The 23,310-nt window shown below is 49.1% G+C and carries 26 protein-coding genes; 20 read left to right on the top strand and 6 right to left on the bottom strand.

From position 1 onward, the window contains the following. Positions 1-58: 58 nt before the first annotated feature. From B2X65_RS15345 to B2X65_RS15305, 9 genes are all read left to right on the top strand, one after another. The gene (locus B2X65_RS15345) at positions 59-1,396 is read left to right on the top strand and encodes a Na(+)-translocating NADH-quinone reductase subunit A (RefSeq protein WP_290614083.1); all 1,338 of its coding nucleotides are present in this window, start codon (positions 59-61) and stop codon (positions 1,394-1,396) included. 2 nt (positions 1,397-1,398) lie between these two features. Beyond that, on the top strand, positions 1,399-2,604 hold the full coding sequence (locus tag B2X65_RS15340) for an NADH:ubiquinone reductase (Na(+)-transporting) subunit B (protein WP_290614081.1): 1,206 nt from the start codon (positions 1,399-1,401) through the stop codon (positions 2,602-2,604). Then, on the top strand, positions 2,597-3,388 hold the full coding sequence (locus B2X65_RS15335) for a Na(+)-translocating NADH-quinone reductase subunit C (RefSeq protein WP_290614079.1): 792 nt from the start codon (positions 2,597-2,599) through the stop codon (positions 3,386-3,388). Before B2X65_RS15340 ends, B2X65_RS15335 begins: the two co-directional genes overlap by 8 nt. Beyond that, positions 3,381-4,010: an NADH:ubiquinone reductase (Na(+)-transporting) subunit D gene (locus B2X65_RS15330; protein ID WP_290614078.1), complete on the top strand. Its 630-nt coding sequence runs from the start codon at positions 3,381-3,383 to the stop codon at positions 4,008-4,010. Before B2X65_RS15335 ends, B2X65_RS15330 begins: the two co-directional genes overlap by 8 nt. Positions 4,011-4,020: 10 nt before the next feature. Further along, entirely contained in the window at positions 4,021-4,629 is a 609-nt protein-coding gene (gene nqrE / locus B2X65_RS15325) for an NADH:ubiquinone reductase (Na(+)-transporting) subunit E (RefSeq protein ID WP_290614076.1), read from the top strand. 20 nt (positions 4,630-4,649) lie between these two features. Continuing rightward, positions 4,650-5,876 carry an NADH:ubiquinone reductase (Na(+)-transporting) subunit F gene (gene nqrF, locus B2X65_RS15320; protein WP_290614074.1) on the top strand — a complete coding sequence of 409 codons (1,227 nt, stop codon included), beginning with the start codon at positions 4,650-4,652 and terminating at the stop codon, positions 5,874-5,876. A 79-nt stretch (positions 5,877-5,955) separates the two neighbouring features. Continuing rightward, complete coding sequence (locus B2X65_RS15315; RefSeq protein ID WP_290614072.1) at positions 5,956-6,990, top strand: FAD:protein FMN transferase; 1,035 nt, start codon at positions 5,956-5,958, stop codon at positions 6,988-6,990. 3 nt (positions 6,991-6,993) lie between these two features. Next, positions 6,994-7,206: a (Na+)-NQR maturation NqrM gene (gene nqrM, locus B2X65_RS15310; protein ID WP_290614070.1), complete on the top strand. Its 213-nt coding sequence runs from the start codon at positions 6,994-6,996 to the stop codon at positions 7,204-7,206. A 103-nt stretch (positions 7,207-7,309) separates the two neighbouring features. Then, positions 7,310-8,173: an MBL fold metallo-hydrolase gene (locus B2X65_RS15305; RefSeq protein WP_290614068.1), complete on the top strand. Its 864-nt coding sequence runs from the start codon at positions 7,310-7,312 to the stop codon at positions 8,171-8,173. A 136-nt stretch (positions 8,174-8,309) separates the two neighbouring features. Here B2X65_RS15305 and dbpA read toward each other — a convergent pair whose 3' ends face one another. From dbpA to ygfZ, 5 genes are all read right to left on the bottom strand, one after another. Next, the gene (gene dbpA, locus B2X65_RS15300) at positions 8,310-9,689 is read right to left on the bottom strand and encodes an ATP-dependent RNA helicase DbpA (protein WP_290614066.1); all 1,380 of its coding nucleotides are present in this window, start codon (positions 9,687-9,689) and stop codon (positions 8,310-8,312) included. Between the two features lie 89 nt (positions 9,690-9,778). Next, positions 9,779-10,105 (bottom strand): bactofilin family protein, encoded by a 327-nt coding sequence (locus B2X65_RS15295; RefSeq protein ID WP_290614064.1) that lies wholly within the window; start codon positions 10,103-10,105, stop codon positions 9,779-9,781. Between the two features lie 8 nt (positions 10,106-10,113). Then, entirely contained in the window at positions 10,114-11,064 is a 951-nt protein-coding gene (locus tag B2X65_RS15290) for a M23 family metallopeptidase (RefSeq protein WP_290614062.1), read from the bottom strand. Positions 11,065-11,216: 152 nt separating this feature from the next. Then, a complete protein-coding gene (locus tag B2X65_RS15285) occupies positions 11,217-11,702 on the bottom strand; it encodes an FKBP-type peptidyl-prolyl cis-trans isomerase (RefSeq protein ID WP_290614060.1) in 486 nt (161 codons plus the stop codon). Between the two features lie 10 nt (positions 11,703-11,712). Further along, on the bottom strand, positions 11,713-12,684 hold the full coding sequence (gene ygfZ, locus B2X65_RS15280; RefSeq protein WP_290614058.1) for a tRNA-modifying protein YgfZ: 972 nt from the start codon (positions 12,682-12,684) through the stop codon (positions 11,713-11,715). Positions 12,685-12,821: 137 nt separating this feature from the next. On the opposite strand from ygfZ, the gene B2X65_RS15275 reads away from it, so the two are divergent. Both B2X65_RS15275 and B2X65_RS15270 read left to right on the top strand, forming a co-directional pair. Beyond that, entirely contained in the window at positions 12,822-13,073 is a 252-nt protein-coding gene (locus B2X65_RS15275; RefSeq protein WP_290614056.1) for a succinate dehydrogenase assembly factor 2, read from the top strand. Further along, positions 13,060-13,497: a protein YgfX gene (locus tag B2X65_RS15270; RefSeq protein WP_290614054.1), complete on the top strand. Its 438-nt coding sequence runs from the start codon at positions 13,060-13,062 to the stop codon at positions 13,495-13,497. Before B2X65_RS15275 ends, B2X65_RS15270 begins: the two co-directional genes overlap by 14 nt. Positions 13,498-13,519: 22 nt before the next feature. Here B2X65_RS15270 and nadB read toward each other — a convergent pair whose 3' ends face one another. Further along, positions 13,520-15,124: an L-aspartate oxidase gene (gene nadB, locus B2X65_RS15265; RefSeq protein ID WP_290614052.1), complete on the bottom strand. Its 1,605-nt coding sequence runs from the start codon at positions 15,122-15,124 to the stop codon at positions 13,520-13,522. 215 nt (positions 15,125-15,339) lie between these two features. Here nadB and rpoE point away from each other — a divergent pair, with 215 nt between their 5' ends. The 9 genes from rpoE (at position 15,340) to recO (ending at position 23,288) form a co-directional block, all read left to right on the top strand. Then, positions 15,340-15,915 carry an RNA polymerase sigma factor RpoE gene (gene rpoE / locus B2X65_RS15260; RefSeq protein ID WP_290614050.1) on the top strand — a complete coding sequence of 192 codons (576 nt, stop codon included), beginning with the start codon at positions 15,340-15,342 and terminating at the stop codon, positions 15,913-15,915. Between the two features lie 48 nt (positions 15,916-15,963). After that, positions 15,964-16,578, top strand: coding sequence for a sigma-E factor negative regulatory protein (locus tag B2X65_RS15255; RefSeq protein WP_290614048.1), 615 nt, complete (start codon positions 15,964-15,966; stop codon positions 16,576-16,578). A gap of 1 nt (position 16,579) precedes the next feature. Further along, positions 16,580-17,509 carry a MucB/RseB C-terminal domain-containing protein gene (locus B2X65_RS15250; RefSeq protein ID WP_290614046.1) on the top strand — a complete coding sequence of 310 codons (930 nt, stop codon included), beginning with the start codon at positions 16,580-16,582 and terminating at the stop codon, positions 17,507-17,509. Positions 17,510-17,619: 110 nt separating this feature from the next. Continuing rightward, complete coding sequence (locus B2X65_RS15245; protein ID WP_290614044.1) at positions 17,620-18,072, top strand: SoxR reducing system RseC family protein; 453 nt, start codon at positions 17,620-17,622, stop codon at positions 18,070-18,072. 156 nt (positions 18,073-18,228) lie between these two features. Then, the gene (gene lepA / locus B2X65_RS15240) at positions 18,229-20,028 is read left to right on the top strand and encodes a translation elongation factor 4 (RefSeq protein WP_290614042.1); all 1,800 of its coding nucleotides are present in this window, start codon (positions 18,229-18,231) and stop codon (positions 20,026-20,028) included. Between the two features lie 25 nt (positions 20,029-20,053). Then, positions 20,054-20,977, top strand: a complete 924-nt coding sequence (lepB, locus tag B2X65_RS15235; RefSeq protein ID WP_290614040.1) for a signal peptidase I — start codon at positions 20,054-20,056, stop codon at positions 20,975-20,977. A gap of 9 nt (positions 20,978-20,986) precedes the next feature. Continuing rightward, positions 20,987-21,661, top strand: a complete 675-nt coding sequence (gene rnc / locus B2X65_RS15230) for a ribonuclease III (RefSeq protein WP_290614038.1) — start codon at positions 20,987-20,989, stop codon at positions 21,659-21,661. Further along, positions 21,651-22,577 carry a GTPase Era gene (gene era / locus B2X65_RS15225; RefSeq protein WP_290614036.1) on the top strand — a complete coding sequence of 309 codons (927 nt, stop codon included), beginning with the start codon at positions 21,651-21,653 and terminating at the stop codon, positions 22,575-22,577. Before rnc ends, era begins: the two co-directional genes overlap by 11 nt. Positions 22,578-22,604: 27 nt before the next feature. Then, positions 22,605-23,288: a DNA repair protein RecO gene (gene recO, locus B2X65_RS15220; protein ID WP_290614034.1), complete on the top strand. Its 684-nt coding sequence runs from the start codon at positions 22,605-22,607 to the stop codon at positions 23,286-23,288. The last annotated feature ends 22 nt before the right edge of the window (positions 23,289-23,310 follow it).

Raw genomic sequence — 23,310 nt, 5'->3', positions numbered from 1 at the left:
CTCGCTGCAGCTGAAAAACTAGACCCGGTTTCTTCTCAAAATAGTAGTGCAAGTACGTATGATAAAACTCAAGAAAGGCTTGGACATTCCCCTCGCAGGCAGTCCTAAACAAGAGATCAGTACGGGTAATGCCATTACTACCGTCGCCATTTTAGGCGAAGAGTATGTGGGCATGCGTCCGACGATGGCAGTCGAAGAAGGTGATGTGGTTAAAAAAGGTCAGGTGCTTTTCGAAGATAAGAAAAACCCTGGCGTTAAATTTACCGCACCGCTGGCAGGTACCGTCAAAGAAATTAACCGTGGTGCTAAGCGGGTATTACAATCTGTCGTCATTGCCGTCAACGGTAATGAGGCCGAGCAGTTTAATCGCTACAGCAGTGATCAGCTAGCGGGCTTAAGCCGCGAGCAAGTTACCGAAAACCTGGTTAACTCGGGCTTGTGGACTGCCTTGCGCACCCGCCCGTTTAGTCAGATACCGGCGATTGATAGCACACCACGAGCGATTTTCGTCAACGCAATGGATACGAATCCATTAGCCGCAGACCCTGCTGTTATTATTAACGCGGAAGCTGAATCCTTTGCGCAGGGGCTTACGCTGTTAGCTAAGCTGACAGATGGCAAAGTGTATCTGACCAGAAAACCGGGCAGCCAACTGCCTGAGAGCACAGCGGTTGAAGTAGCCGAATTCGATGGCCCGCATCCTGCTGGCTTAGTGGGTACTCACATTCACTTTTTAGAACCGGTTAGTATGAAAAAAGTGGTTTGGCATATTGGCTATCAGGACGTGATTGCCATGGCTAAGCTGTTTTTAACCGGTGAGCTGGATGCCAACCGGGTGGTTGCGTTGTGCGGTCCTGTAGTGAAATCACCACGTTTAATCAAAACGGTGCAGGGCGCTTCATTGGCCGAGCTGACCAAAGATGAACTTAATGACGGCAAAAACCGTATTATCTCTGGCTCAGTGCTGGCAGGTAGCAGTGCTCATGGTGTCCATGGTTATCTGGGACGTTACCATAATCAGGTATCGGTGCTTGCTGAAGGATACGAGAAAGAGTTTTTAGGCTGGATAGCCCCGGGCGCCACTAAATTCTCGGTAACCCGCGCTTATTTGTCGCACTTGAGTCCGAAGCGTTTGTTCAATATGACAACAACCACCAATGGTTCATCCCGAGCCATGGTGCCTATTGGTAATTACGAGCGGGTTGTACCGCTGGATGTATTGCCAACTCTGTTGTTACGGGACTTAATTTCCGGTGATACCGACAGCGCGCAAACCCTGGGTTGCCTGGAGTTAGACGAAGAAGATTTGTCATTATGCACCTTTGTGTGTCCTGGCAAATACGACTACGGCACTATTCTTCGCAGCTGCTTGACGACCATCCAGAAGGAAGGCTAATCATGAGTTTAAAGCATTTTTTAGAGCGCATTGAGCCGCAATTTGAGAAAGGCGGAAAGTACGAAAAATGGTACGCGCTGTACGAAGCAGCGGCGACCATTTTTTATACGCCCGGCTTAGTGACCCGCAATGGAACTCATGTGCGTGATAGTATCGATTTAAAGCGCATTATGATTTTTGTATGGCTGGCATTATTTCCGGCCTTGTTTTTCGGTATGTTCAACATTGGTCATCAGGCAGTTGCAGCACTGAGCGCTGGTTATGGCACGCCTGACACCTGGCAGGTTGCTATTTTCCAGATGCTGGGCGGGAATCTTACTGAGGCTTCTGGATGGGCTGGCAAAATGTTGTACGGCGCCGTCTGGTTTATCCCAATTTATGCCGTTACCTTTATTGTCGGCGGTTTCTGGGAAGTGTTATTTGCCTCAGTGCGTAAGCATGAAGTGAATGAAGGCTTCTTTGTCAGTTCTATACTGTTTGCATTAATTCTGCCCGCAACCATTCCGCTGTGGCAGGTTGCGCTGGGTATTACCTTTGGTGTAGTTGTGGCCAAAGAAGTATTTGGCGGTACTGGCCGTAATTTCCTGAACCCGGCGCTGGCTGGCCGTGCGTTCCTGTTCTTTGCTTACCCTGCCCAGATCTCCGGTGATTCGGTCTGGACCGTAGCCGATGGTTATTCAGGTGCGACCTGGTTAAGTAAAGCGCAAATGGGCGATCTGGACTACGCCGCAAACACCGAGTTATGGTGGGATGCTTTCCTGGGCTTTATCCCGGGGTCAGTCGGTGAAACATCAGTACTGGCATTATTAGTTGGTGGTTTAGCGTTAATTTACTTCCGCATTGCCTCATGGCGCATAGTGCTGGGTGTGATGATTGGCATGATTTTAACCAGCTATCTGTTCAATGCGGTTGATTCAAATACCAATCCATTATTTGCCATGCCGTGGCACTGGCATCTGGTATTGGGTGGGTTTGCTATCGGTATGTTCTTTATGGCTACCGACCCGGTATCGGCCTCGTTTACTAATCAGGGGAAATGGGCCTACGGCATCTTAATTGGCTTTATGGTCATTATGATCCGGGTGGCTAATCCGGCTTACCCTGAAGGTATGATGCTGGCGATCCTGTTTGCCAATCTGTTTGCACCTTTATTCGATTTCTTCGTGGCACAAGCCAATATTAAGCGGAGGCTGGCACGTAATGTCTAGTAATAATGACTCCATCAGCAAAACGCTGATCGTAGTAATCTCGTTGTGTCTGGTATGCGCTATTGTGGTGTCAACGGCCGCCGTGCAACTGCGGCCGCAGCAAAACCAGAACAAACTACTTGATTCGCAAATTAATATTTTGCGGGCTGTAGGGCTGGTTGAAGGTGCCGCATCACCGGAAATGGTGGTTGAGACGTTTAACAAACATATTGAAACAAAACTGGTTGATCTTAACACCGGTGAATTTGTTGAGCGTGACCCGGCAACTTTTGATTATCGCAAAGCGTTAAAAGACCCTGAGCAAAGTAAAGCATTGGAAGATGGCAATGATGTTGCGTCTATTCGCAGAATTACGGAACTGGCCCCTGTTTACCTGGCTTATGATGAGCAGCGTAATTTAACGGCTTTCGTAATCCCGGTGCACGGCTACGGTTTGTGGTCTACCATGCACGCATTCTTAGCTATAGAAACCGATGGCAACACCATTATTGGTCTTAATTACTATGAACAGGGTGAAACCCCGGGTTTGGGCGGTGAGATTGAAAACCCCCGCTGGAAAGCTCAGTTTGACGGTAAGAAACTGGTTAATGATGCAGGCGAAGTGGCACTTGAAGTGAAAAAGCCTGGTAATGCAGATCCGGATTCTCCTTATGAGGTTGATGGTTTATCTGGTGCTACCTTAACCGCGAATGGTGTACAAAATACTTTTACTTTCTGGATAGGCGAGAATGGCTTTGGCCCATTCTTAGCTAAAGTGCGTCAAGGAGCCTTAACCAATGGCTAATGCAAAAGAAATTAAAACGGTTCTGTTCGGGCCGATTTTTGCGAACAATCCCATCGCATTGCAGGTGCTGGGCATTTGTTCTGCGCTGGCAGTTACCACTAAGATGGATAAAGCGTTAGTAATGTGTATCGCACTTACTTTCGTAACCGCTTTTTCTAACCTATTTATTTCTACAATCCGTAATCACATTCCGTCTAGTGTGCGGATTATTGTGCAGATGACCATTATTGCGTCTTTGGTCATCGTGGTTGACCAGTTTCTGAAAGCTTATGCTTATGATGTGGCAAAAGAGCTGTCGGTGTTTGTTGGTTTGATTATTACTAACTGTATCGTTATGGGCCGGGCTGAAGCCTATGCCATGAAAAGCTCACCAGGTATGAGCTTTTTAGACGGTATCGGTAATGGTCTTGGCTACAGCGTCGTGTTGATGGTTGTTGCCTTTATTCGCGAACTGGGCGGTTCAGGTTCTGTGTTTGGGGTGCAAATCATGCCACTGATTAGTGAGGGAGGCTGGTATCAGCCGATTGGCTTGCTGTTAATGCCACCAAGCGCCTTTATTATTATCGCCTGCTTTATCTGGATATTACGTACATATCGTCCAGAACAAATTGAAAAGGCATAGGGAGCATTACATGGAACATTATGTAAGTTTGTTTGTACGCGCGGTCTTTATTGAGAACCTGGCGTTATCGTTCTTCCTTGGAATGTGTACCTTCCTGGCTGTGTCGCAAAAAATTAAAACAGCGTTTGGTTTGGGGGTAGCGGTTATTGTAGTACTGGGTATTTCAGTGCCGGTAAATAACCTGGTTTACAATGTGTTACTTGCACCTGGTGCACTGGAGTGGGCTGGTTTCCCGGAAGCAGATTTAAGCTTTCTGGGTTTCTTAACCTACATCGGGGTCATTGCCGCGCTGGTACAAATTCTGGAAATGATTCTGGATAAGTTTTTCCCGGCACTGTACAACGCATTGGGTATATTCCTGCCGTTAATAACCGTAAACTGCGCCATTTTCGGTGCGGTAGCCTTTATGGTTGAACGCGATTACAACTTTGGCGAAAGCGTGGTATTTGGTTTGGGCAGCGGTGTTGGTTGGGCGCTGGCTATTACCTTGCTGGCAGGTATTCGCGAGAAGTTAAAGTATGCGGATATCCCTGCTGGCTTACGTGGCTTAGGGTCTACCTTTCTGGTAGTGGGTTTAATGGGATTAGGCTTTATGTCTTTCTCTGGCGTTTCACTGTAAAGCAGTAGAGGGAAAATACAATGCAAGAGATCTATCTTGGCGTTGGCATGTTCACCATAGTGGTTTTGATGCTGGTGTTTATTATCCTGGCAGCAAAATCTAAGTTGGTGGCCAGTGGCGACATTACGATTAGTATTAATCACGACCCTGATAAAGCCATTAAAACCAAAGCGGGTGGCAAATTATTAGGCGCACTGGCAGATAATGGTATTTTCTTATCATCAGCCTGTGGCGGCGGCGGTTCTTGTGGCCAGTGCCGGGTGCATATTAAGTCAGGTGGTGGTGAAATACTGCCGACTGAAATGGGCCATATTACTAAAGGCGAAGCACGCGAAGGCTGTCGTTTATCCTGTCAGGTTGCCGTTAAATCAGATATGGAAATCGAGGTCGAAGAGGAAATCTTTGGAATTAAGAAATGGGATTGTGAAGTTATTTCTAACGATAACAAAGCAACCTTTATTAAAGAGCTGAAGATGGCTATTCCGGATGGTGAATCTGTGCCGTTCCGTGCGGGTGGTTATATCCAGATTGAAGCACCGGCTCACCATGTTAAATACAAAGATTTTGATGTCCCGGAGAAATTCCGTGGTGACTGGGAACGTTTTAATTTCTTCAGTCTGGAATCGAAAGTGGATGATGAGACTATCCGTGCCTATTCCATGGCTAACTATCCGGACGAAGAAGGCATTATTATGCTGAACGTACGGATCGCTACGCCACCGCCAAATAACCTGAGCTTGCCGTGCGGTAAGATGTCATCGTACATCTGGAGCCTGAAAGAAGGCGACAAAGTAACCATCTCCGGTCCATTCGGTGAGTTCTTTGCCAAAGAGACTGAAGCAGAAATGGTGTTTATTGGTGGCGGTGCTGGTATGGCGCCAATGCGTTCGCACCTGTTTGACCAGCTGCGTCGTCTGAAATCAAAACGGAAAATCAGCTTTTGGTACGGTGCCCGCTCTAAGCGTGAAATGTTCTATGTAGAAGATTTCGACATGCTGGCGGCCGAGAATGATAATTTTGAATGGCATGTTGCCTTATCTGATCCGCAGCCGGAAGATAACTGGGATGGCTACACTGGATTTATTCATAATGTTATTTATGAAAACTATCTGAAAAAACATAAAGCTCCGGAAGACTGTGAGTTTTATATGTGTGGCCCGCCAATGATGAATAAAGCTGTCATTAATATGCTTAAAGATCTTGGTGTAGAAGACGACAATATTCTGCTTGATGATTTTGGTGGCTAAGTCACCATCAGCGTAGTTAAATTAAAAGGGGTAACGTTTTGCGTTGCCCCTTTATGTTATTAGAAGGCTGTCAGAACAGATGATGCAACGCGTTTCTCCTTTTTCGTTTATCTGGTTGTTGGCCATAAGCTTATGGTTGGCGGGCTGTAGCCCTCAGACAACGTTACCGCAAGAGCAGGTATTACAAGGCAACACCATGGGGACTACCTATAGTGTTAAGTTTTTCAGTAACACGCCGGTTGCTCAACACGCATTACAGCAGCAGATAGAACAGGAGCTGGAGCTGATAAACGACTTAATGTCGACTTACCGGCCAGCGTCAGAGTTGATGCGCTTTAACCAGCAGCAGACTACAGAACCTTTCATGCTGAGTGAACAAACCGCCAAAGTCATTGCCGAAGCAATAAGAATTGGTGAACAAACCAATGGCGTGCTGGATATTACGGTCGGGCCTCTGGTCGAGAAATGGGGCTTTGGTGCCAATGGCCGGATTAACGAGAGGCCAGCGCCACAAGCGCTTGATGCCATACAGGACTTCGTCGGCTTAGATAAAATCAGTCTGAGCGAACAGGAGTTAATAAAAACGGATGGCCGTGTGGCGCTGGATTTATCCACTATCGCCAAAGGCTATGGCGTGGATCGCCTGGCAGAAATTCTTGAATCGAGCGGTGTGACCGATTATCTGGTGGATATTGGCGGTGAAATGCGGGTAAGTGGCAGCAAACCGGACCGTGCCTGGCTGGTGGCAATAGAAAAGCCGGTAACAGGCCAACGTGCTATGCAAAGAATTCTGGCACCTGGCAATATGGCGGTAGCGACTTCGGGCGATTACCGCAATTACTTCGAGCAGGATGGTGTTCGTTACTCGCACTTAATTGATCCGCGTACCGCCGAGCCTATTGCGCACCGGACGGTATCGAGCACGGTTATTCACCCCAGCAGCATGACGGCAGATGGTTATGCTACTGCACTACACATCATGAATGCAGAAGAAGCGCTGCAGTTTGCCAATCAGCACCAGCTGGCTGCGCTGCTTATCGTAAAAACTGACGATGGTTTTACCGAGCTGGTAAGCGAAGCGTTTAAACCCTATTTAGTTGATGAGGAGAGGTAAGTCATGGCTGTTTTTCTTTTTACCTTTGGGCTGTTCCTGGTGGTGGTGTTAGCCATGGCCATCGGCTTTGTTGTACAGCGAAAAACGCTGGCAGGCAGCTGTGGGGGCCTTGGTGAGCTCAATATTGCCAAAGCCTGTGATTGCGATAAACCCTGTGAGAAAAGACAAAAACGCCTGGATAAAGAAAAATTCTGGCAGGATAATAAAATCATCTGAATGGAAGATCCTCGCGTATAGGTTAAGCTGTTACATAAAGCAGGCTGCGACAACCGTGGCAGCCTGCAATTGCTTAAACTGAAATACGATAAGGATAATTACAATGTTAAGGTTACAACCCCTCACGCTGCTCCTGCTGCTGTTTTTAAGTTTACCTGCATTAGCTAACCGGTTTGCCAACGTCGAGATTAACGCCACACCGCTGGCTGATAACCTGTATATGCTAACCGGCTCTGGTGGCAATATGGCGGCGCTGGTTACTGATAATGAAGTGATATTAATTGATGCTCAGTATGCTGAGCTGGCAGATAAAATTAACGCTAAGCTGACAGAACTTAGCAGCGGTAAAGCGCTTGGTACCCTGATTAATACCCATATGCATGGCGATCATGTCAATGGCAACAGCGCGTTAATGCCAAAGCGGATAATTGCGCACGCGAATGTGTTAAAGCGGCTTAGCGCCGATGCGGCATTCCCCCGCGCTGGTTTACCTACGGAAACCTTTACTAAGCAACTTAGTTTGAATATGAATGGCCAGCAGCTTCGTCTGGAATATCTGCCACCGAGTCATACTGACGGCGATATTATTGTCTGGTTTGAAGGTAAAAACGTGGTGCATATGGGAGACATGCTATTTGAAGGACGTTTTCCGTTTATTGATTTAAATAACGGCGGTTCGGTTCGCGGCTATATTGCCAATGTAGCCTATGTTATCAATCAGATAGATGATAAAACCAAAGTGGTACCAGGTCATGGCGAGTTGACCGATAAAGCAGGTTTACAACGTTTTCATCAAATGATGTTAGCCACCCTGGCGCAGGTAGAGCAGCAGCAGGCGAAAGGCTTAAGCAACGAGCAAATCGTAGCCGCGGGGCTGGGCGAGCAATGGAAAAACTGGCACTGGAATTTTATTACGGAAGAGCGCTGGATTAATACCTTGTTACAGGCAGAACCGCTGACGCGCTAAGCCTGGGCTAACTGCAGCTGTGAGCGTTTTCGCTTGTTGCCAGTTTGAGAAAAGCTGGCGACAAGCGCAAATCATAAGGCTAAAACATCAACTTTAAGCGGTGCTCACAGACTACGCTACTTCGTTGGTAAGTCGGTTATAAACGCCATACCCGGTACTTTTTACCCTTCATTTTGCCATCATTCAGTAGGGCCAACGCCTGTTTTGCCACCTTACGGCTAACGGCAACAAAAGCGACGGTGTCTAACATCTGTATTTTACCAATATCGGCAAACACAATCTGGCTGCTGCTGGTCAGTGCGCCGACAATATCACCCGGCCGTAGTTTATGCTTTTTGCCACCATCGATTTGCAGCGTTTGCATCGCAGGCTCTGGTAAAGTTTGTAACAATACCGAGGCGTCGGGCAGCGGCAGTGCGTCTATTTCCAAATCGAGTTGCGAGGCCAGGGCACTAAGCTTGCTGCCATCATCCGGGCTTAGCAATGAGCAAGCCAGGCCGCTGTTGCCAGCGCGGCCTGTACGGCCAATCCGGTGAGTATGAGTCGCGACATCATGGGCCAGCTGGTAGTTAATTACTAAATCCAGTTTTTCGATATCCAGGCCGCGGGCGGCAACATCAGTGGCCACCAGCACGCTAACACTATTGTTACTGAACTTAAGCAATGCATGCTCGCGATCGCGCTGCTCTAAGTCGCCGTGCAGGGCCATTACACTGACTCCAGCCAGTTTTAAAGTATCAGCCAGTTCCTGGGTTTCCCGCTTGGTATTACAAAATACCACTGTGCTGGCGGGCACAAACTTGTGTAGCAACAGTTTAACGGCATCGCTGCGTTTTTTGCCGTCCAGTTGATAGAACTGCTGTTCAATACTGGTTTGGGTATGTGGGCTTGCTACGGTAACGGTTACCGGGCTTTGCATTATACTGTCGGCTATCTGGCGGACCGCTTTATCGAAAGTGGCACTGAATAACAGGGTTTGGCGCTTAATCGGAACGTCTGCCAGAATCGCATTTAGCGCATCAGCAAAGCCCATCTCCAGCATCCGGTCTGCTTCGTCCAGAACAAGGGTGGTTAATTCAGTTAAATTGAGCCGTTGCTGCTGCAGATGATCCAGTACCCGGCCCGGCGTGCCAACAATAATATGTGCGCCGTGTTCCAGTGAGACAATCTGGCTGCGACTGGGCACGCCACCACATAGCGTCAGTACTTTAATATTATGAATATTACGGGCAAGCTTACGAATTTCAGCGGCAACCTGCTCTGCCAGTTCGCGGGTAGGGCACAGTACCAGAGTCTGGATCCGGTAGCGCTTTACATCCAGTTTAGCCAGCAGCCCCAGCGCAAAGGCTGCGGTTTTGCCGGAGCCGGTTTTTGCCTGCGCTATCACGTCTTTGCCGTCTAATATTGCCGGCAAACTTTGCGCCTGCACCGCGGTCATCTGGTGATATTCCAGGCTGGTTAAACATTCAAGTAAAGGCGTAGGCAAGGCTAATTGACTAAAAGCGTGATCAGACACAATGAAATCCTGTAACTAAAAAACAGGACGCCGCCTGCAAGGGGGCGGCATTATAGCAGATGTCATTAAAGCATGTTGACGTTTTGTCGTTAGGCCTTATTTTCAATCCGGTTATCGGCGTCGGTTGCATCCTGTTGCTCAGGTTTGGTCAGGCTAACCACTTGATCCTGCGACGTACGATGAGTTTCGCCAATAAAGCTGCCGCCGCGCTCAATGCACAAATCGTCACTGTGAATAATACCCAGGGCTTTACCCTGAGGCAGAATTTCTACCGTATTGGCAAACAGCTCACCGTCAAACAAGCCGTTAATGATCACTTTATCAGCAGTAACTTGCGCTTTTACCCGACCGGCTGCACTGATGATTAACGTTTTTTCGCTGGTGATCACGCCTTCGACGTAACCATCAACCTGCATATCGCAACTTAGTCTGAGGCTTCCGATAATTGAGCATCCCGCAGCGATGACAGTTGTAGTTGTGTGCTTGCTTTGGTTTGCAGCATCGTTACTAAAGAATCCCATTTAATGCTCCGTTCTTTTTCAAATACCAGGTCAAAATTATTCGCGTCCCAATCCATAAAGCTCTGCGGGTTAAGTGACCGGTCTAAAAAGTGAATTTCGTAATGTAAATGCGGCGCCGTAGAGTTACCGGTATTGCCTGAAGTGGCAATCAGTTGTCCTTTATGAACAAACAGGCCATTAGCAACTTTAAACTCGTCCAGATGAGCATATAAAGTAGAAAACCCAAAAGCGTGGCGGATTTTAAGTAAATTGCCATAGCCATTTTTGCTTGGGCGCACGACTTCGACAACGCCATCGGCGGGGGCATAAATAGGGGTGCCGCGATTGGCTGATAAATCAATACCATTATGATGTTGCTGCTTACCCATTATAGGGTGGGTACGCACGCCAAAGCGGGAAGAGCGACGGCGAAATTCCAGCGGTGAACCATTGGGTACCAGTTGTAACATTGCCATTTTAGCACTGGAGTTTACCGTAGCGGTATCGAGTCTGGCCTCAAGATCCTGTGGAAACTCCTGCTCCAGTCCCAGCGTCAGTTCAATCTCTCCCAGCCGGTTGCTAACCTGCAGCATTTCATCCTGCTTAATAGCCAGTTCCTGCTGCAGTTGTTCCCGGGTCTGGCTTAGCTGGGTAATTTCTAACGCCAGCTGTTCAGCCTGTACTGCTAATTCCTGCTGCTGGCTTTTGGTATGATCAACCGTTTTTAGCAAATAATCGATGAGGGCTGCCGTAATAATCACGGTAAATAATATTAACCATAAGCTAATAACGGCATTGCGTTTAAATAGCTTGCTGATACTAAAGTGGCGGGTACCATTGATGCTCGATACCGAGATAATAATGCGATCTTTCATCTGATATAACAGCTTTTACAATGGTTAAAAACAAAACAAGCGGTCAAAATAGGGTGCTTTGTCGCTTCTGTCAAGGTTTTCGTCGCTTCCAGAAATGACAAAACCGCAATCAAAGCTGCGGTTTTGTTGCTAACTGCATTAATGTTATAACATTAATGACTCTCGTCGCCTTCAATGCCATGAACATGGCCATGCGCTAATTCTTCTGCCGTGGCGTCACGTACTTTCAGCACTTCAACCTCGAACTTCAGTTCAATACCTGACAAGGGGTGATTACCATCTACCACCACTTCTTCTTCGGTCACATCAAGAATAATCACAGATTGCTCCCGACCATCTGGGCCGGCAGCCCGAAAACGCATACCTGGCGCGACTTCCATGCCTTCAAACATGTTTTTAGGCACCGACTGCACCAGTTGATCATGGCGTTCACCGTAGGCGTCAGCAGGCGCAATTGTTGCAGTAAAGCTGTCACCGACCGCTTTACCGGCCAGAGCCTGTTCCAGACCGGGAATTAACGCGCCATGGCCAAACAAAAATACCAAAGGCTCGCCATCAGCAGATGAATCCAGTTTGTTACCTTCCGGGTCGGTAACGGTGTAATGCATGGCGACGACTTTGTCTTGTGAAATGGTCATGAAAACCTCTTTAACTTAAGGGATAAGGTAACGGCAGCAACTGCAGTGCCGGTGCACTGTCTGACTTTAACCGTAACGAGTCTGCCGGTGTTATATCATTAGGCAGTACGGCAATTAACCAAAGCTGGTTATTGATATTGACTGCGTTAATAACCTGGCCCACCCGGCGCCAGTTGTCGTTGAATTGTTGTTCGATATCACATCCGGCTGCAGGTGCTTCGTCGGTCTGTGCCTGCAAAATCCAGGCGGCCCGCTTATTGCGGCCGAGATATTTCATTCGGGCCACTGTTTCCTGACCCAGATAACAGCCTTTGGTAAAACTAATGGCTGAAACTGCTTGCAAATTAAGCATTTGCGGTACAAATTCGCCAATCAGCGGCTGTTCCAGATAGCACAGGCCTTGCAGAATGTGCTGCTTTAGCCAGAGTGTTGGCGCTGCCAGCGGATACGCTTGTTCCAGCAACGCTATGGCATTATTTTTGGGAAGGACCAGCATGTAATGCTGTTCTGCTAACTGCAGCACCATGCCACCCTCATGGCGGCTAAGCCTACCATTGCCGCCGGGCAATTTAAAGCCAAGCTGGTTTACCAGGGTGTGTGCTTCATCGCCGCCAATTCCCAACACGGCATAGTCGTCGTGGCCCGCAGTAAAGTTTACTTTAGAAAACACCCCAAATTTGCGCCACTGGTTTACCGAGGCGTTTAATTCATCCCGAAACGCGATGGCTAACAGCTCGTCGCCTTGCTGCAACAGGTGGAACACCGACCAGGTTTTGCCTTTGGCATCGCAATGGGCGCCGCGCAAAAAATGCGTATCATCGAGCTGGTCAATGTCACAGGTGGTCTGGCTTTGTAAATATTTGCGGTTATCTGCCCCACTGACTCTGACAATGTCAAACGCGGGCAACGGCGCAATAAATGCCCCCTGAACCTGATTGGATAATTGGCCGTAACTCTTTGCGGTTAACCAGGATGTATGCATTGTTTATATCACCAGAAGTATCACCAAAGCGTAGATAGTTGTAACATTGGGGCAGCATTTAAAAGCTCAACCCCACAACGGCAGTTTTGTGCAAATGCCGTTATCTTTATCACTGTATCTGGCATTAAGGAATTTGAATGACTGAGTTAATGATTAAACCACGTCTGCGCTGGGCGTGCCGGCGCGGCATGCTGGAGTTGGACGTGTTGCTGGCGCCCTTTGTCGAAGATGGCTACGATGCGTTGTCGTTACAGCAAAAACGGGATTTTGAGCGCTTACTGGCCGCAGATGACCCGGATTTGTTTGCGTGGTTTATGGGCCACGCCAAATCGAGCGATCCGGCACTGCAAGCCTTGATTAACGTTATCCTTGACCGTGTCCGGGTGTAATGTCGTCATTGGCAACTCAGTCTGGCGCCAGCGCGGTATACTGGCGCTGGCGGTTATGGTTTTCTTGCTGTTTGTATTGCAGCCTCTGCCGGGGGTTGCGGTAGGGCTGGCAGCGCCGCTACTGTTTGTCGTGTATTGGTATGGTATTCGCTGTTACCGGCAACCCCGGGTAGCGACCGGGTTAAGCTTACAACCGGATGGCCAGTTACAGTGGTGGCACAGCAAGCTGCCTGGCGGTCAGCTAAGAGAAGGCTGTCTGGTCAGTGAGTTCGGCGTGTTGGTGCGCTGGCAATGTCAGCATGCACAGTTGCATCTGCAATGGTTGCTGGCCGACCAGCTAACTGCAGCCGATTACCGGGCGCTGGCGCGACAGCTTAATCAGTTTAACTGGCAGCGCGCCGCGATCACGCCATCTGACAACTAAACCAACGGCGGCAGCAATGTTGCTAAGTCTTAGGCAGCAGTACTGTCGGTTCACTGTTGCTGAGTAATTCAGGGTAATCCAGATTGTAGTGCAAACCGCGGCTTTCTTTGCGTGCCATGGCGCAACGAATGATCAGCTCTGCCACCTGGGCCAGATTACGCAATTCGAGTAAGTTGTGACTGAGCCGGAAATGACTGTAATAATCGTGAATTTCAGACTGTAATAATTCAACCCGGTGCAACGCGCGCTCCAGTCGTTTATTGGTACGGACAATACCAACATAGTCCCACATAAACAGCCTGAGCTCGTGCCAGTTATGGGTAATAACAATTTCTTCATCAGAATCACTTACCCGGCTTTCATCCCAGGGCGCAATATCGGCATAATGCGCCGCAGCCGGCAACTGGCTTAAAATATGTTTGGCAGACGCCTGAGCAAATACGACACATTCGAGCAGCGAATTGCTGGCCATCCGGTTGGCGCCATGTAAACCGGTATAGGCAACTTCACCAATGGCATACAGGTTTTGTAAGTCAGTCTGGCCATCAAGGTTAGTTAACACGCCGCCACAGGTGTAATGCGCCGCCGGTACCACCGGGATAGGCTGGCGGCTGATATCAATGCCAACACTTAAACATTTGGCATAAATTGTCGGGAAATGCTCAATAATAAAGTCTTTTGGCTGATGACTAATATCAAGGTACAGACAATTAGCACCAAGCCGCTTCATTTCATAGTCGATGGCCCGGGCCACAATATCGCGTGGAGCCAGTTCGGCGCGCTCATCAAATTCAGGCATAAACCGGCTGCCATCTGGCCGGCGCAGAAACGCGCCTTCACCTCGCATGGCCTCTGAAATCAGAAAGTTCGGGGCATCAGGGTGATACAAGCTGGTGGGGTGAAACTGATTAAACTCCATATTGGCAACCCGGCACCCGGCGCGCCAGGCCATAGCGATACCGTCACCACTGGCCACGTCCGGGTTGCTGGTATACAAGTAGACTTTACTGGCGCCACCGGTAGCCAGTGCGACAAAATGGGCTTTAATAGTTTCTACTTTTGCGCGGGTTTTATTCCAGACATAAGCGCCATAACAGCGTTTAGCATCTAAACCAATTTTTGCGCCATTAATCAAATCGATCGCATTGTAATTTTCCAGCAGCTGAATATTCGGGTGTTGTTTAACCTGGTCTACCAGCGTTATTTGTACTGCCTGACCGGTTGCATCGGCGGCATGTAATATACGCCGGTGGCTGTGGCCGCCTTCGCGCGTCAGGTGGTATTTTAAACTGCCGTCAGTATCCTGATACTGATCAAAGGGTACGCCTTGCGCTATCAGCCATTGCATGGCCTCTTTGGCATGTTCGGCGGTATATTGCACGGTGGTCTCATCACATAAACCGGCACCGGCGATAAGTGTATCGTTAACATGGGAGGCAATACTGTCATTTTCATCAAATACTGCGGCGATACCGCCCTGGGCATACAGGGTAGACCCTTCGCGCAGCGGGCCTTTGCTTAACACTAATACCCTGGCATGATCCGCTAACTGCAACGCTAAAGATAATCCTGCGGCTCCGCTGCCAATAATTAAAACGTCACAATGATATTCATTTTGTCGTGTCATGCGATACACTTGCCCCAGTTAAGCCTCAATATCAGGGTAACCTTGGAGTTACCGCTGCAATTACCCGACAGCAGGGCTGTTGGATCAGCTTATTGTAGCGGTTTTGGCATAATAAACAGAACTATTTATTGTTGGCATGGTCAGAGCCTCGACGCCAGACAAGGGCCATGCAACATCGACAACCTATTACGTATTACAGGGGACAGGCTCACAGAATGAGCGAGCAAGAATTAGATTGGCAAATTGTCCAGCGGGTCCAGCAAGGTGATAAAGCCGCATTTAATCTGTTGGTGAAGAAATATCAGCACCGGATTGCGAACTTAATCTCTCGCTATGTCTCTAACCACGGAGATGTGGCAGATGTTGCCCAGGAAGCCTTTATCAAAGCGTATCGGGCAATGCCAGGGTTTCGGGGCGAAAGTGCTTTTTATACCTGGTTGTACCGAATTGCAGTAAACAGTGCTAAAAACTATTTGGTGTCGAATGGCCGTAAGCCACCCGCCACCGATGTGGATGCCGAAGATGCTGAGTATTTTGAAGGAAGCGATGCCTTAAAAGAACAGGATTCGCCAGAGCGTTTACTCTTGTCTGAAGAAATTCGGGCCGTGGTATTTAACACGATTGATAAATTACCGGATGAACTTCGTACCGCAATTACACTCAGAGAGCTTGAAGGATTGAGTTACGAGGAAATAGCAGAAGTGATGGCGTGCCCTATCGGCACCGTACGCAGCCGGATTTTCCGGGCGCGTGAAGCAATAGATATTCAGCTTAAACCATTGATTGGCTAAATTATCAGGCTAAATCGGATAATAAACAGCAAGCAGACAGGAAAAATTATGTCGTCAGATAATCAGGATTGGCTCTCAGCCGCCAGCGATAACAGGCAGCTTAGCAACACTGAGCTCGATCTTTTGTTGCAACAGCCAGAATTGCAACAAAAGCTAGAGAGATACCAATTAGCTGCAGCTGTATTTCGTCGCGAAAATGCAGCGCCATTGCCTACCGATTTCGCAGCTGACATCGCCGCCTTGTTGCAAGACGAGCCGACTTATCAGTTAAGTCACAGTCGCACGCTGCTGCAAAAAGTTGGCGCTGGCCTTAGTGCCGCCGCAAATGGCAGCTGGCTTAAGCCCGCAGCACAAGGTGCTGTTGCAGCCTCAGTGGCGTTGTTTGCAGTATTGGGCGTGCAGCAATACCAGCAACCTGCAGGTCAGGATTTAATGCTGCCCAGCCCGGTGCTGCAAACCAACCCGATTGGCGGTTTTGCTACGCCGGTCAGTCTCAGTTCTACTACGGTTGACAGCCGTTTCGCTGAACAGGAACAGCAGGCAATGCAGGAGCAGCAACGCCGGTTGCAGGCATTGTTACAGGCACATCGCCAGCAAGTTCGGGTAACTGAGCAGCAACACGCGAAAACTGAGCAGCAAAACGAGCAGGATAACGAGCAGTAATATGAGTAAAGTAGTATGGCTGTGGTGCACGTTGTTGTTATTCTGCAGCAGTGTGCTGCACGCCGACGAGCCTGGCTGGACCCTGTTTGACCGGGTTCAGCAAAGCGTAACGCAATATAATTTTGACAGCTCGTTTGTGGTATTTAAAGGCAGCAAAGTAGAAACTTTCCGCTGGCAGCATGGTCGTCAGGACGATAAAGAAATTGAACATCTGGTGCCGCTTGACGCAGATGGCGTCGACATTCTGCGCCGTGACAATGTGGTATATTACTTTCTAACTGACCGGCCTGCGTTAGTTACAACCAGTGACAGCATTAAAGAACTTCCCGCCATTTTATTTCAGGAATCTCAGCAAATTCGTAAGTTGTACACGGCAGTGTTAGGTAGCAGCTCTGTTATGTCCGGCCATACGGCCCAGCTGCTCAGGCTCAGTGCGAATGACCCTGGCCGGCATAGCTACTGGTTATGGATTGAGGTGGAGTCTGGCTTTCCGCTACGAATTGATGTGATGTCAGAGCAACAGACACCGTTGGAGCGCTGGTTGGTTACCCATATGCAAATTACCCCTGAGCTGCCGGATAATTTGCAACGGTTGCTGAACACCGAACTGCCCGAGCCCACCGCCCGTCAGCCAGGAGCAACGTTAAACCCTAATAAGCTTCAGCTTAGCTGGCTGCCGGCAGGCTATCAGTTAGTTACCGATCCGCATATTGTGCCGCAATTGCAGCAAAACTTGCTTAATTACTGGCTGCTGAGCGATGGGGTGCATCAGGTATCTGTTTTTGTACAGCCCACCCAGCGGATGCCCACTCAGGCGTATCGCGATGGTGCGACGACCATTTACATGCTAAGTGCCCCCGAGCATGACATCACGGTGATTGGTCCGGTCAGCATTAATGTGGCAGAGCGTATTGCCGCGGCGGTGCGCTAAGCGCAGCGCGATGCTGCACAGGTGCTGTACAAATACTGTGCAAACAGTGCACAAATAACGAAACCCAAATAATCAAACCCAAATAATGATCCCCGGATGATGGTCGCCAGATGATTGAACAGATAGCCACCGTACTTGCGGTAGAAAAACAAGGGGTATGGCTTGGCACAACGCCGGTAACAACCTGTAATGCCTGCCAGGTCAGCAACGACTGTGGTACCGGCATCGTCGCAAAAACCCTGACGCCCAGACAAACGCGTTTTTTTGTGGCAACTGACCTGGCACTGTTACCCGGCGAGCGGGTTACGGTAGCAACGCCTGGTGAGCAACTGGTTACTGCCGCATTATTGGTCTACCTGTTGCCCCTGGTGATGATGCTTGTTAGCGCGTTGCTGGCGCATCTGGGCTGGCAGGCCACAGAGGGCTGGGTGATGCTGGCTGCGGCAACCGGTGCAGGCGGCGGTTTACTGCTGGCCCGGTATTACGGCGCCAGAATGGCAGGGCAGCAACAATTAAGTATTGTTAACGTGCTACCAGAGATCAACGTCCGGCAACTGTCCTGAGTCTTGCGTGAAGAACACATAGCAAGCTGCCTGCGGATAGAGTACAATTCCCGCTAATTTTTTTACAGCATCGGTCTGAGAATAGCCGCATCGTTAACCGGTGCACCTGAGCTTATTGTCAGTACCTCCAGTATATTTCGGACATTTGCGGATAACATGGCAAAACTTAATAACATCAGAAATTTCTCCGTCATCGCTCATATTGACCATGGTAAATCAACCCTGTCTGACCGGCTTATTCAATATTGCGGTGGCCTTTCCGATCGGGAAATGCAGCAACAGGTTCTGGATTCAATGGATCTGGAGCGTGAGCGCGGTATTACTATCAAAGCGCAAAGCGTTACCCTTAATTACACGGCTGATGATGGTAACACCTACCAGCTGAACTTTATCGATACGCCGGGACACGTCGATTTTACGTATGAGGTAAGCCGCTCTCTGGCAGCCTGTGAGGGCGCATTGCTGGTGGTTGATGCCGGGCAGGGCGTAGAAGCACAAACCGTCGCCAACTGTTATACCGCACTGGACATGAACCTTGAAGTTATCCCGGTATTAAATAAAATCGACTTACCTCAGGCAGAACCTGAGCGGGTTGCAGAGGAAATTGAAGACATTATTGGTATCGAAGCGCTGGGGGCGGTGCAATGCTCTGCCAAAACCGGCTTTGGCATCAAAGATGTACTGGAAACCATCGTTAAGAAAATCCCACCGCCAGAGGGTGAGCGGGACTTACCGACCCAGGCCCTTATAATCGACTCCTGGTTTGATGCCTATCAGGGCGTGGTGTCGCTGGTACGGGTAAAGCACGGCTCGATAAAAACCAAAGACAAAATTAAAGTAATGTCGACCGGCCAGGTATATGAAGTTGATAAAGTAGGGATATTCAGCCCCAAAGCCACCCACACCGGCGAGCTGAACACCGGTGAAGTTGGTTTTGTTATCGCCGGCATTAAAGAAATTAAAGGCGCACCGGTGGGCGATACCCTGACCTTATCGAAAAACAGCGCCGAGAAGCCCTTACCTGGCTTCAAACGGATTAAACCTCAGGTTTATGCCGGGGTATTTCCGGTATCCTCTGACGACTATGAAGACTTTCGTGATGCCCTGGCTAAACTCAGTCTGAACGACTCGTCATTATTTTATGAGCCGGAAAACTCCGGTGCACTGGGCTTTGGTTTCAGAATTGGTTTCCTTGGCATGTTGCACATGGAAATCATTCAGGAACGACTGGAGCGTGAGTACGATTTGGATCTGATTACGACGGCACCTACTGTGGTGTACGAAGTGATTAAAAAAGATGGCGAAAAAGTCATGGTCGACAACCCCAGCGATTTGCCGGCGGTAAACGATATTGACGAAATACGCGAGCCGATTGTTGAAGCGCATATTCTGGTACCGCAGGAATATGTGGGTAATGTAATTACCTTGTGTATTGAAAAGCGTGGCGTGCAAACGAATATGTTGTACCACGGTCGCCAGGTCGCGTTAACCTACGAATTGCCAATGGCCGAAGTCGTGATGGATTTCTTCGATCGTTTAAAATCGACCAGCCGCGGTTATGCCTCTCTGGACTACGCGTTTAAACGCTTTCAAACCTCAAATATGCAACGGGTAGATATCCTGATTAACGGCGAGCGGGTTGATGCGCTGGCCATTATCAGTCATATCGACTTTGCCCAGGGACGCGGCCGGCAGCTGGCCGACAAACTAAAAGAGTTGATCCCACGGCAAATGTTCGATATTGCCATTCAGGCAGCTATCGGCAACCATGTTATTGCCAGGACCACCATTAAGCAAATGCGTAAAAACGTACTGGCGAAATGTTACGGTGGTGATGTCAGCCGCAAGAAAAAACTGCTGCAGAAACAAAAAGAAGGTAAGAAGCGGATGAAACAGGTGGGTAATGTTGAAGTACCGCAAGAGGCCTTCCTGGCCATTTTAAAAGTCGGTAAGTAATAATAGGTAAGTAAAAGGGAAACGCATGGCCGGTTATTTTGCAATCTTGTTAGTGATACTCACCCTGACCAGTGGCCTCATTTGGCTGCTGGATGCGCTGGTACTCGCCCCCAAACGCCGGGAGCGCTTGATATTGGCGCAAAGTGGTGCTGGGAATCAACTGCCCGAAGCAAGTAGCGATACCCTGCTAAAAGAGCCGGCAATAGTGGAAACCGCAAAGTCGATCTTTCCGGTGATCGCTGCTATCACCCTGTTTCGCTCTTTTTTATTCGAACCTTTTCAAATTCCTTCCGGCTCAATGATGCCGACCCTGCTGGTGGGTGATTTTATTCTGGTAGAAAAGTTTTCCTACGACGTGAAAGACCCGGTATGGCGCAAGACGCTTTATCACAATAAGTTGCCACAGCACGGTGATGTCGCGGTATTTAAATATCCGGAGCAGCCCACAGTCGATTTTATCAAGCGGATTGTCGGTTTGCCGGGTGATCGGATTATCTACCGGGATAAACAGTTGTATATCGACAAAGCCTGTCAGCCTGAGCAATCCAGCGGTTGTGGCTCACTGGAGCGGGTTACCCTGACTCATATTCCGGATGCTCAGTTCTTTCAGGGCCGCATGCAACAACGGCGCTATCACGAGGCATTGGGAGAGAATGGTCACCATATTCTGGTGACGCCCGGCGTGCGCGAACAGCCCGGACAATACCATCAGCAACAAGGCACGGCCATTGACGAATTTGTGGTGCCGCAAGGTCACTATTTTGTATTAGGCGATAACCGGGATAACAGCCGGGACAGCAGGTTCTGGGGCTTTGTGCCAGCCGACAACCTGGTGGGTAAGGCTGTGTTTATCTGGATGAGTTTTGAGTTCAGTGAAGACCCCGACAGCTGGTTACCTGGCTGGGTGCCGGTTGGCGTAAGGTTTGAGCGCCTGGGTAAAATTGAATAAGGTGCGCTGATGCTTCAACCTGTTAAACCATTAATGATTAAACTGGGGTATCAGTTCCAGCAACCCCAGTTGCTGGAGCAGGCTTTAACCCACCGCAGCTGCAAAGGCAAACATAACGAACGGCTGGAGTTTTTAGGCGATGCCGTGTTAGGGCTGATTATCGCCCAGATGCTGTTTGACCAGTTTCCACAAACCCGCGAAGGTGACTTAACCCGAATGCGCTCAGCGCTGGTAAAAGGGGTAACCCTGGCCGAAATTGCACAGGAGCTGGCAATTGCCCAGTATTTGCGGCTTGGGCCCGGCGAATTAAAAAGTGGCGGCCACCGCCGCGAATCCATTCTGGCGGATGCGCTGGAAGCCATTTTAGGTGCTATCTTTTTAGACAGCGGCATGGACGCTTGCCGCGAACGAATTAATGTCTGGTTTGCAGAGCGTCTGTCACAGATTGCGCCGGGTGAACAAAAAGATTCAAAAACCCGCTTGCAGGAATATTTGCAAGGCCTGCGTTTAGCGTTGCCGGTATATGATGTTATTGCCACCACCGGCGAAGCACACCAGCAAACCTTTACGGTGCGTTGTACTGTTCCTGGTATTGCGCCCATTACTGCCTCAGGCAGCTCGCGGCGTAAAGCCGAACAAGATGCCGCAAACGCGGCTTTGGAACAGATTAAAAATGAACGATAACGTCGTGCCAACGCCTCATGCAGCGCCAACTACCTACGCCGGTTTAGTAGCGATAGTGGGCCGTCCTAATGTCGGCAAATCTACTTTGTTAAATAAGCTGGTTGGCCAGAAAGTCAGTATTACCTCGAAAAAGCCACAAACAACCCGCCACCGCATTGTCGGTATCGATACCGTTGATAACTATCAGACGGTTTATGTCGACACCCCGGGCCTGCATATTGAAGAGAAGCGGGCCATTAACAGGATGATGAATAAAGCGGCATCCAGCTCGATAGCCGATGTTGAGCTGGTGCTTTTTGTCGTGGAGGGAACCCGTTGGAACGATGACGATCAGATGGTATTAAATAAACTGATCCAGGCACAAAAGCCGGTGGTGCTGGTCGTCAATAAAGTCGACTTATACAAAGATAAGTCGGAGCTATTGCCGCACTTACAGAAGCTGGGTAGTCAGCTTAACTTTGTCGATGTGGTGCCATTGTCGGCAGAAAGTGGCGACAATGTCGAGGCGCTGAGAAAAGTGGTGCAGCGTCATTTACCCCTTTGTGAGTTCTTTTTTCCGGAAGATTACATTACCGATCGCTCGCAGCGCTTTATGGCTGCCGAAATTGTCCGTGAGAAGCTAATGCGCTTTTTAGGCGATGAATTGCCATATTCTGTAACAGTAGAAATTGAGCGCTTTAAATGGGAAGAGAAACATTTCCATATTGCGGCGCTGGTATTAGTTGAGCGGGAAAGCCAGAAACGAATGGTTATTGGTAACAAAGGTGAGCGGATAAAAACCATTGCCACTGAAGCCAGGCTGGATATGGCCGCCATGCTGGAGCAACCGGTATTTTTACAGGTATGGGTTAAGGTGAAGTCAGGTTGGGCTGACGACGAGCGAGCGCTTCGTAGCCTTGGTTATGGCGAAGATTAACCATTGTGAAGATTAAGGTTTAGCCAGATGCAGCCGCTATGTCCCGCTTATATTTTACATAGCCGGCCATTTCAGGATAATAAGCTGCTGCTGCAGCTGTTAATGCCAGAGCAGGGCAGAGTGTCAGCAGTCATCAGAAAACGGCAGGGAAAACAACGCTTTGCGTTGCAGCCCTTTCAGCTGTTTACGGTGGCCCTAAGCGGTCGCAGCAGTTTAAAAACGGTGACAACGTTAGATGAACTGGCCCCTGCGGTGCGCTTTAACGGTAAATTTTTGTTCAGTGCGCTTTACCTTAACGAGCTTATTTGCCGGCTGTGGCCAGATGACATGGCGGCAGAGCAGTTATTTGATCATTATCAGCATAGTCTGGTCGCACTGGAGCAAGCACAGCACACCCCAGAGATGCTGGAACCCTGTTTGCGCGAGTTTGAGTTTTCACTGCTTACTGAACTGGGGCTGCAGATAGACTGGCAACATGCTGCTGATGGCGCACCACTGCTAGCAGATTTACAATATTTATGGCAGCCGGAGCAAGGTTTTGTGGTCGCTGGCCGCGGTTGGTCTGGCACGGTACTGCAGGCCATTGGCCAGAATAACTGGCAGCATACTGATGCGCTGAAGGTAGCCAAGCAAGTCAGCCGGCAGTTGCTAGCACCCTTATTGGGTGATAAACCGCTGCACAGCAGAGCGTTATTTAACGCGCTCGGCTAAACCCTTAGCGGATTGCACAAGT

The sequence above is a fragment of the Arsukibacterium sp. UBA3155 genome (assembly GCA_002364615.1).
Lineage (GTDB): Bacteria > Pseudomonadota > Gammaproteobacteria > Enterobacterales > Alteromonadaceae > Alishewanella.
The sequence above is the reverse complement of the archived record's forward strand: the minus strand, read 5'-3'. Positions and strand labels throughout refer to the sequence as shown.

Bases quoted from the DNA above. Each gene is read 5' to 3' on its own strand.
- B2X65_RS15345 (WP_290614083.1), top strand. From the start codon at position 59: ATGATAAAACTCAAGAAAGGCTTGGACATTCCCCTCGCAGGCAGTCCT.
- B2X65_RS15340 (WP_290614081.1), top strand. From the start codon at position 1,399: ATGAGTTTAAAGCATTTTTTAGAGCGCATTGAGCCGCAATTTGAGAAA.
- B2X65_RS15335 (WP_290614079.1), top strand. From the start codon at position 2,597: ATGTCTAGTAATAATGACTCCATCAGCAAAACGCTGATCGTAGTAATC.
- B2X65_RS15330 (WP_290614078.1), top strand. From the start codon at position 3,381: ATGGCTAATGCAAAAGAAATTAAAACGGTTCTGTTCGGGCCGATTTTT.
- nqrE (WP_290614076.1), top strand. From the start codon at position 4,021: ATGGAACATTATGTAAGTTTGTTTGTACGCGCGGTCTTTATTGAGAAC.
- nqrF (WP_290614074.1), top strand. From the start codon at position 4,650: ATGCAAGAGATCTATCTTGGCGTTGGCATGTTCACCATAGTGGTTTTG.
- B2X65_RS15315 (WP_290614072.1), top strand. From the start codon at position 5,956: ATGATGCAACGCGTTTCTCCTTTTTCGTTTATCTGGTTGTTGGCCATA.
- nqrM (WP_290614070.1), top strand. From the start codon at position 6,994: ATGGCTGTTTTTCTTTTTACCTTTGGGCTGTTCCTGGTGGTGGTGTTA.
- B2X65_RS15305 (WP_290614068.1), top strand. From the start codon at position 7,310: ATGTTAAGGTTACAACCCCTCACGCTGCTCCTGCTGCTGTTTTTAAGT.
- B2X65_RS15295 (WP_290614064.1), bottom strand. From the start codon at position 10,105: ATGCAGGTTGATGGTTACGTCGAAGGCGTGATCACCAGCGAAAAAACG.
- B2X65_RS15290 (WP_290614062.1), bottom strand. From the start codon at position 11,064: ATGAAAGATCGCATTATTATCTCGGTATCGAGCATCAATGGTACCCGC.
- B2X65_RS15285 (WP_290614060.1), bottom strand. From the start codon at position 11,702: ATGACCATTTCACAAGACAAAGTCGTCGCCATGCATTACACCGTTACC.
- ygfZ (WP_290614058.1), bottom strand. From the start codon at position 12,684: ATGCATACATCCTGGTTAACCGCAAAGAGTTACGGCCAATTATCCAAT.
- B2X65_RS15275 (WP_290614056.1), top strand. From the start codon at position 12,822: ATGACTGAGTTAATGATTAAACCACGTCTGCGCTGGGCGTGCCGGCGC.
- nadB (WP_290614052.1), bottom strand. From the start codon at position 15,124: ATGACACGACAAAATGAATATCATTGTGACGTTTTAATTATTGGCAGC.
- rpoE (WP_290614050.1), top strand. From the start codon at position 15,340: ATGAGCGAGCAAGAATTAGATTGGCAAATTGTCCAGCGGGTCCAGCAA.
- B2X65_RS15255 (WP_290614048.1), top strand. From the start codon at position 15,964: ATGTCGTCAGATAATCAGGATTGGCTCTCAGCCGCCAGCGATAACAGG.
- B2X65_RS15250 (WP_290614046.1), top strand. From the start codon at position 16,580: ATGAGTAAAGTAGTATGGCTGTGGTGCACGTTGTTGTTATTCTGCAGC.
- B2X65_RS15245 (WP_290614044.1), top strand. From the start codon at position 17,620: ATGATTGAACAGATAGCCACCGTACTTGCGGTAGAAAAACAAGGGGTA.
- lepA (WP_290614042.1), top strand. From the start codon at position 18,229: ATGGCAAAACTTAATAACATCAGAAATTTCTCCGTCATCGCTCATATT.
- lepB (WP_290614040.1), top strand. From the start codon at position 20,054: ATGGCCGGTTATTTTGCAATCTTGTTAGTGATACTCACCCTGACCAGT.
- rnc (WP_290614038.1), top strand. From the start codon at position 20,987: ATGCTTCAACCTGTTAAACCATTAATGATTAAACTGGGGTATCAGTTC.
- era (WP_290614036.1), top strand. From the start codon at position 21,651: ATGAACGATAACGTCGTGCCAACGCCTCATGCAGCGCCAACTACCTAC.
- recO (WP_290614034.1), top strand. From the start codon at position 22,605: ATGCAGCCGCTATGTCCCGCTTATATTTTACATAGCCGGCCATTTCAG.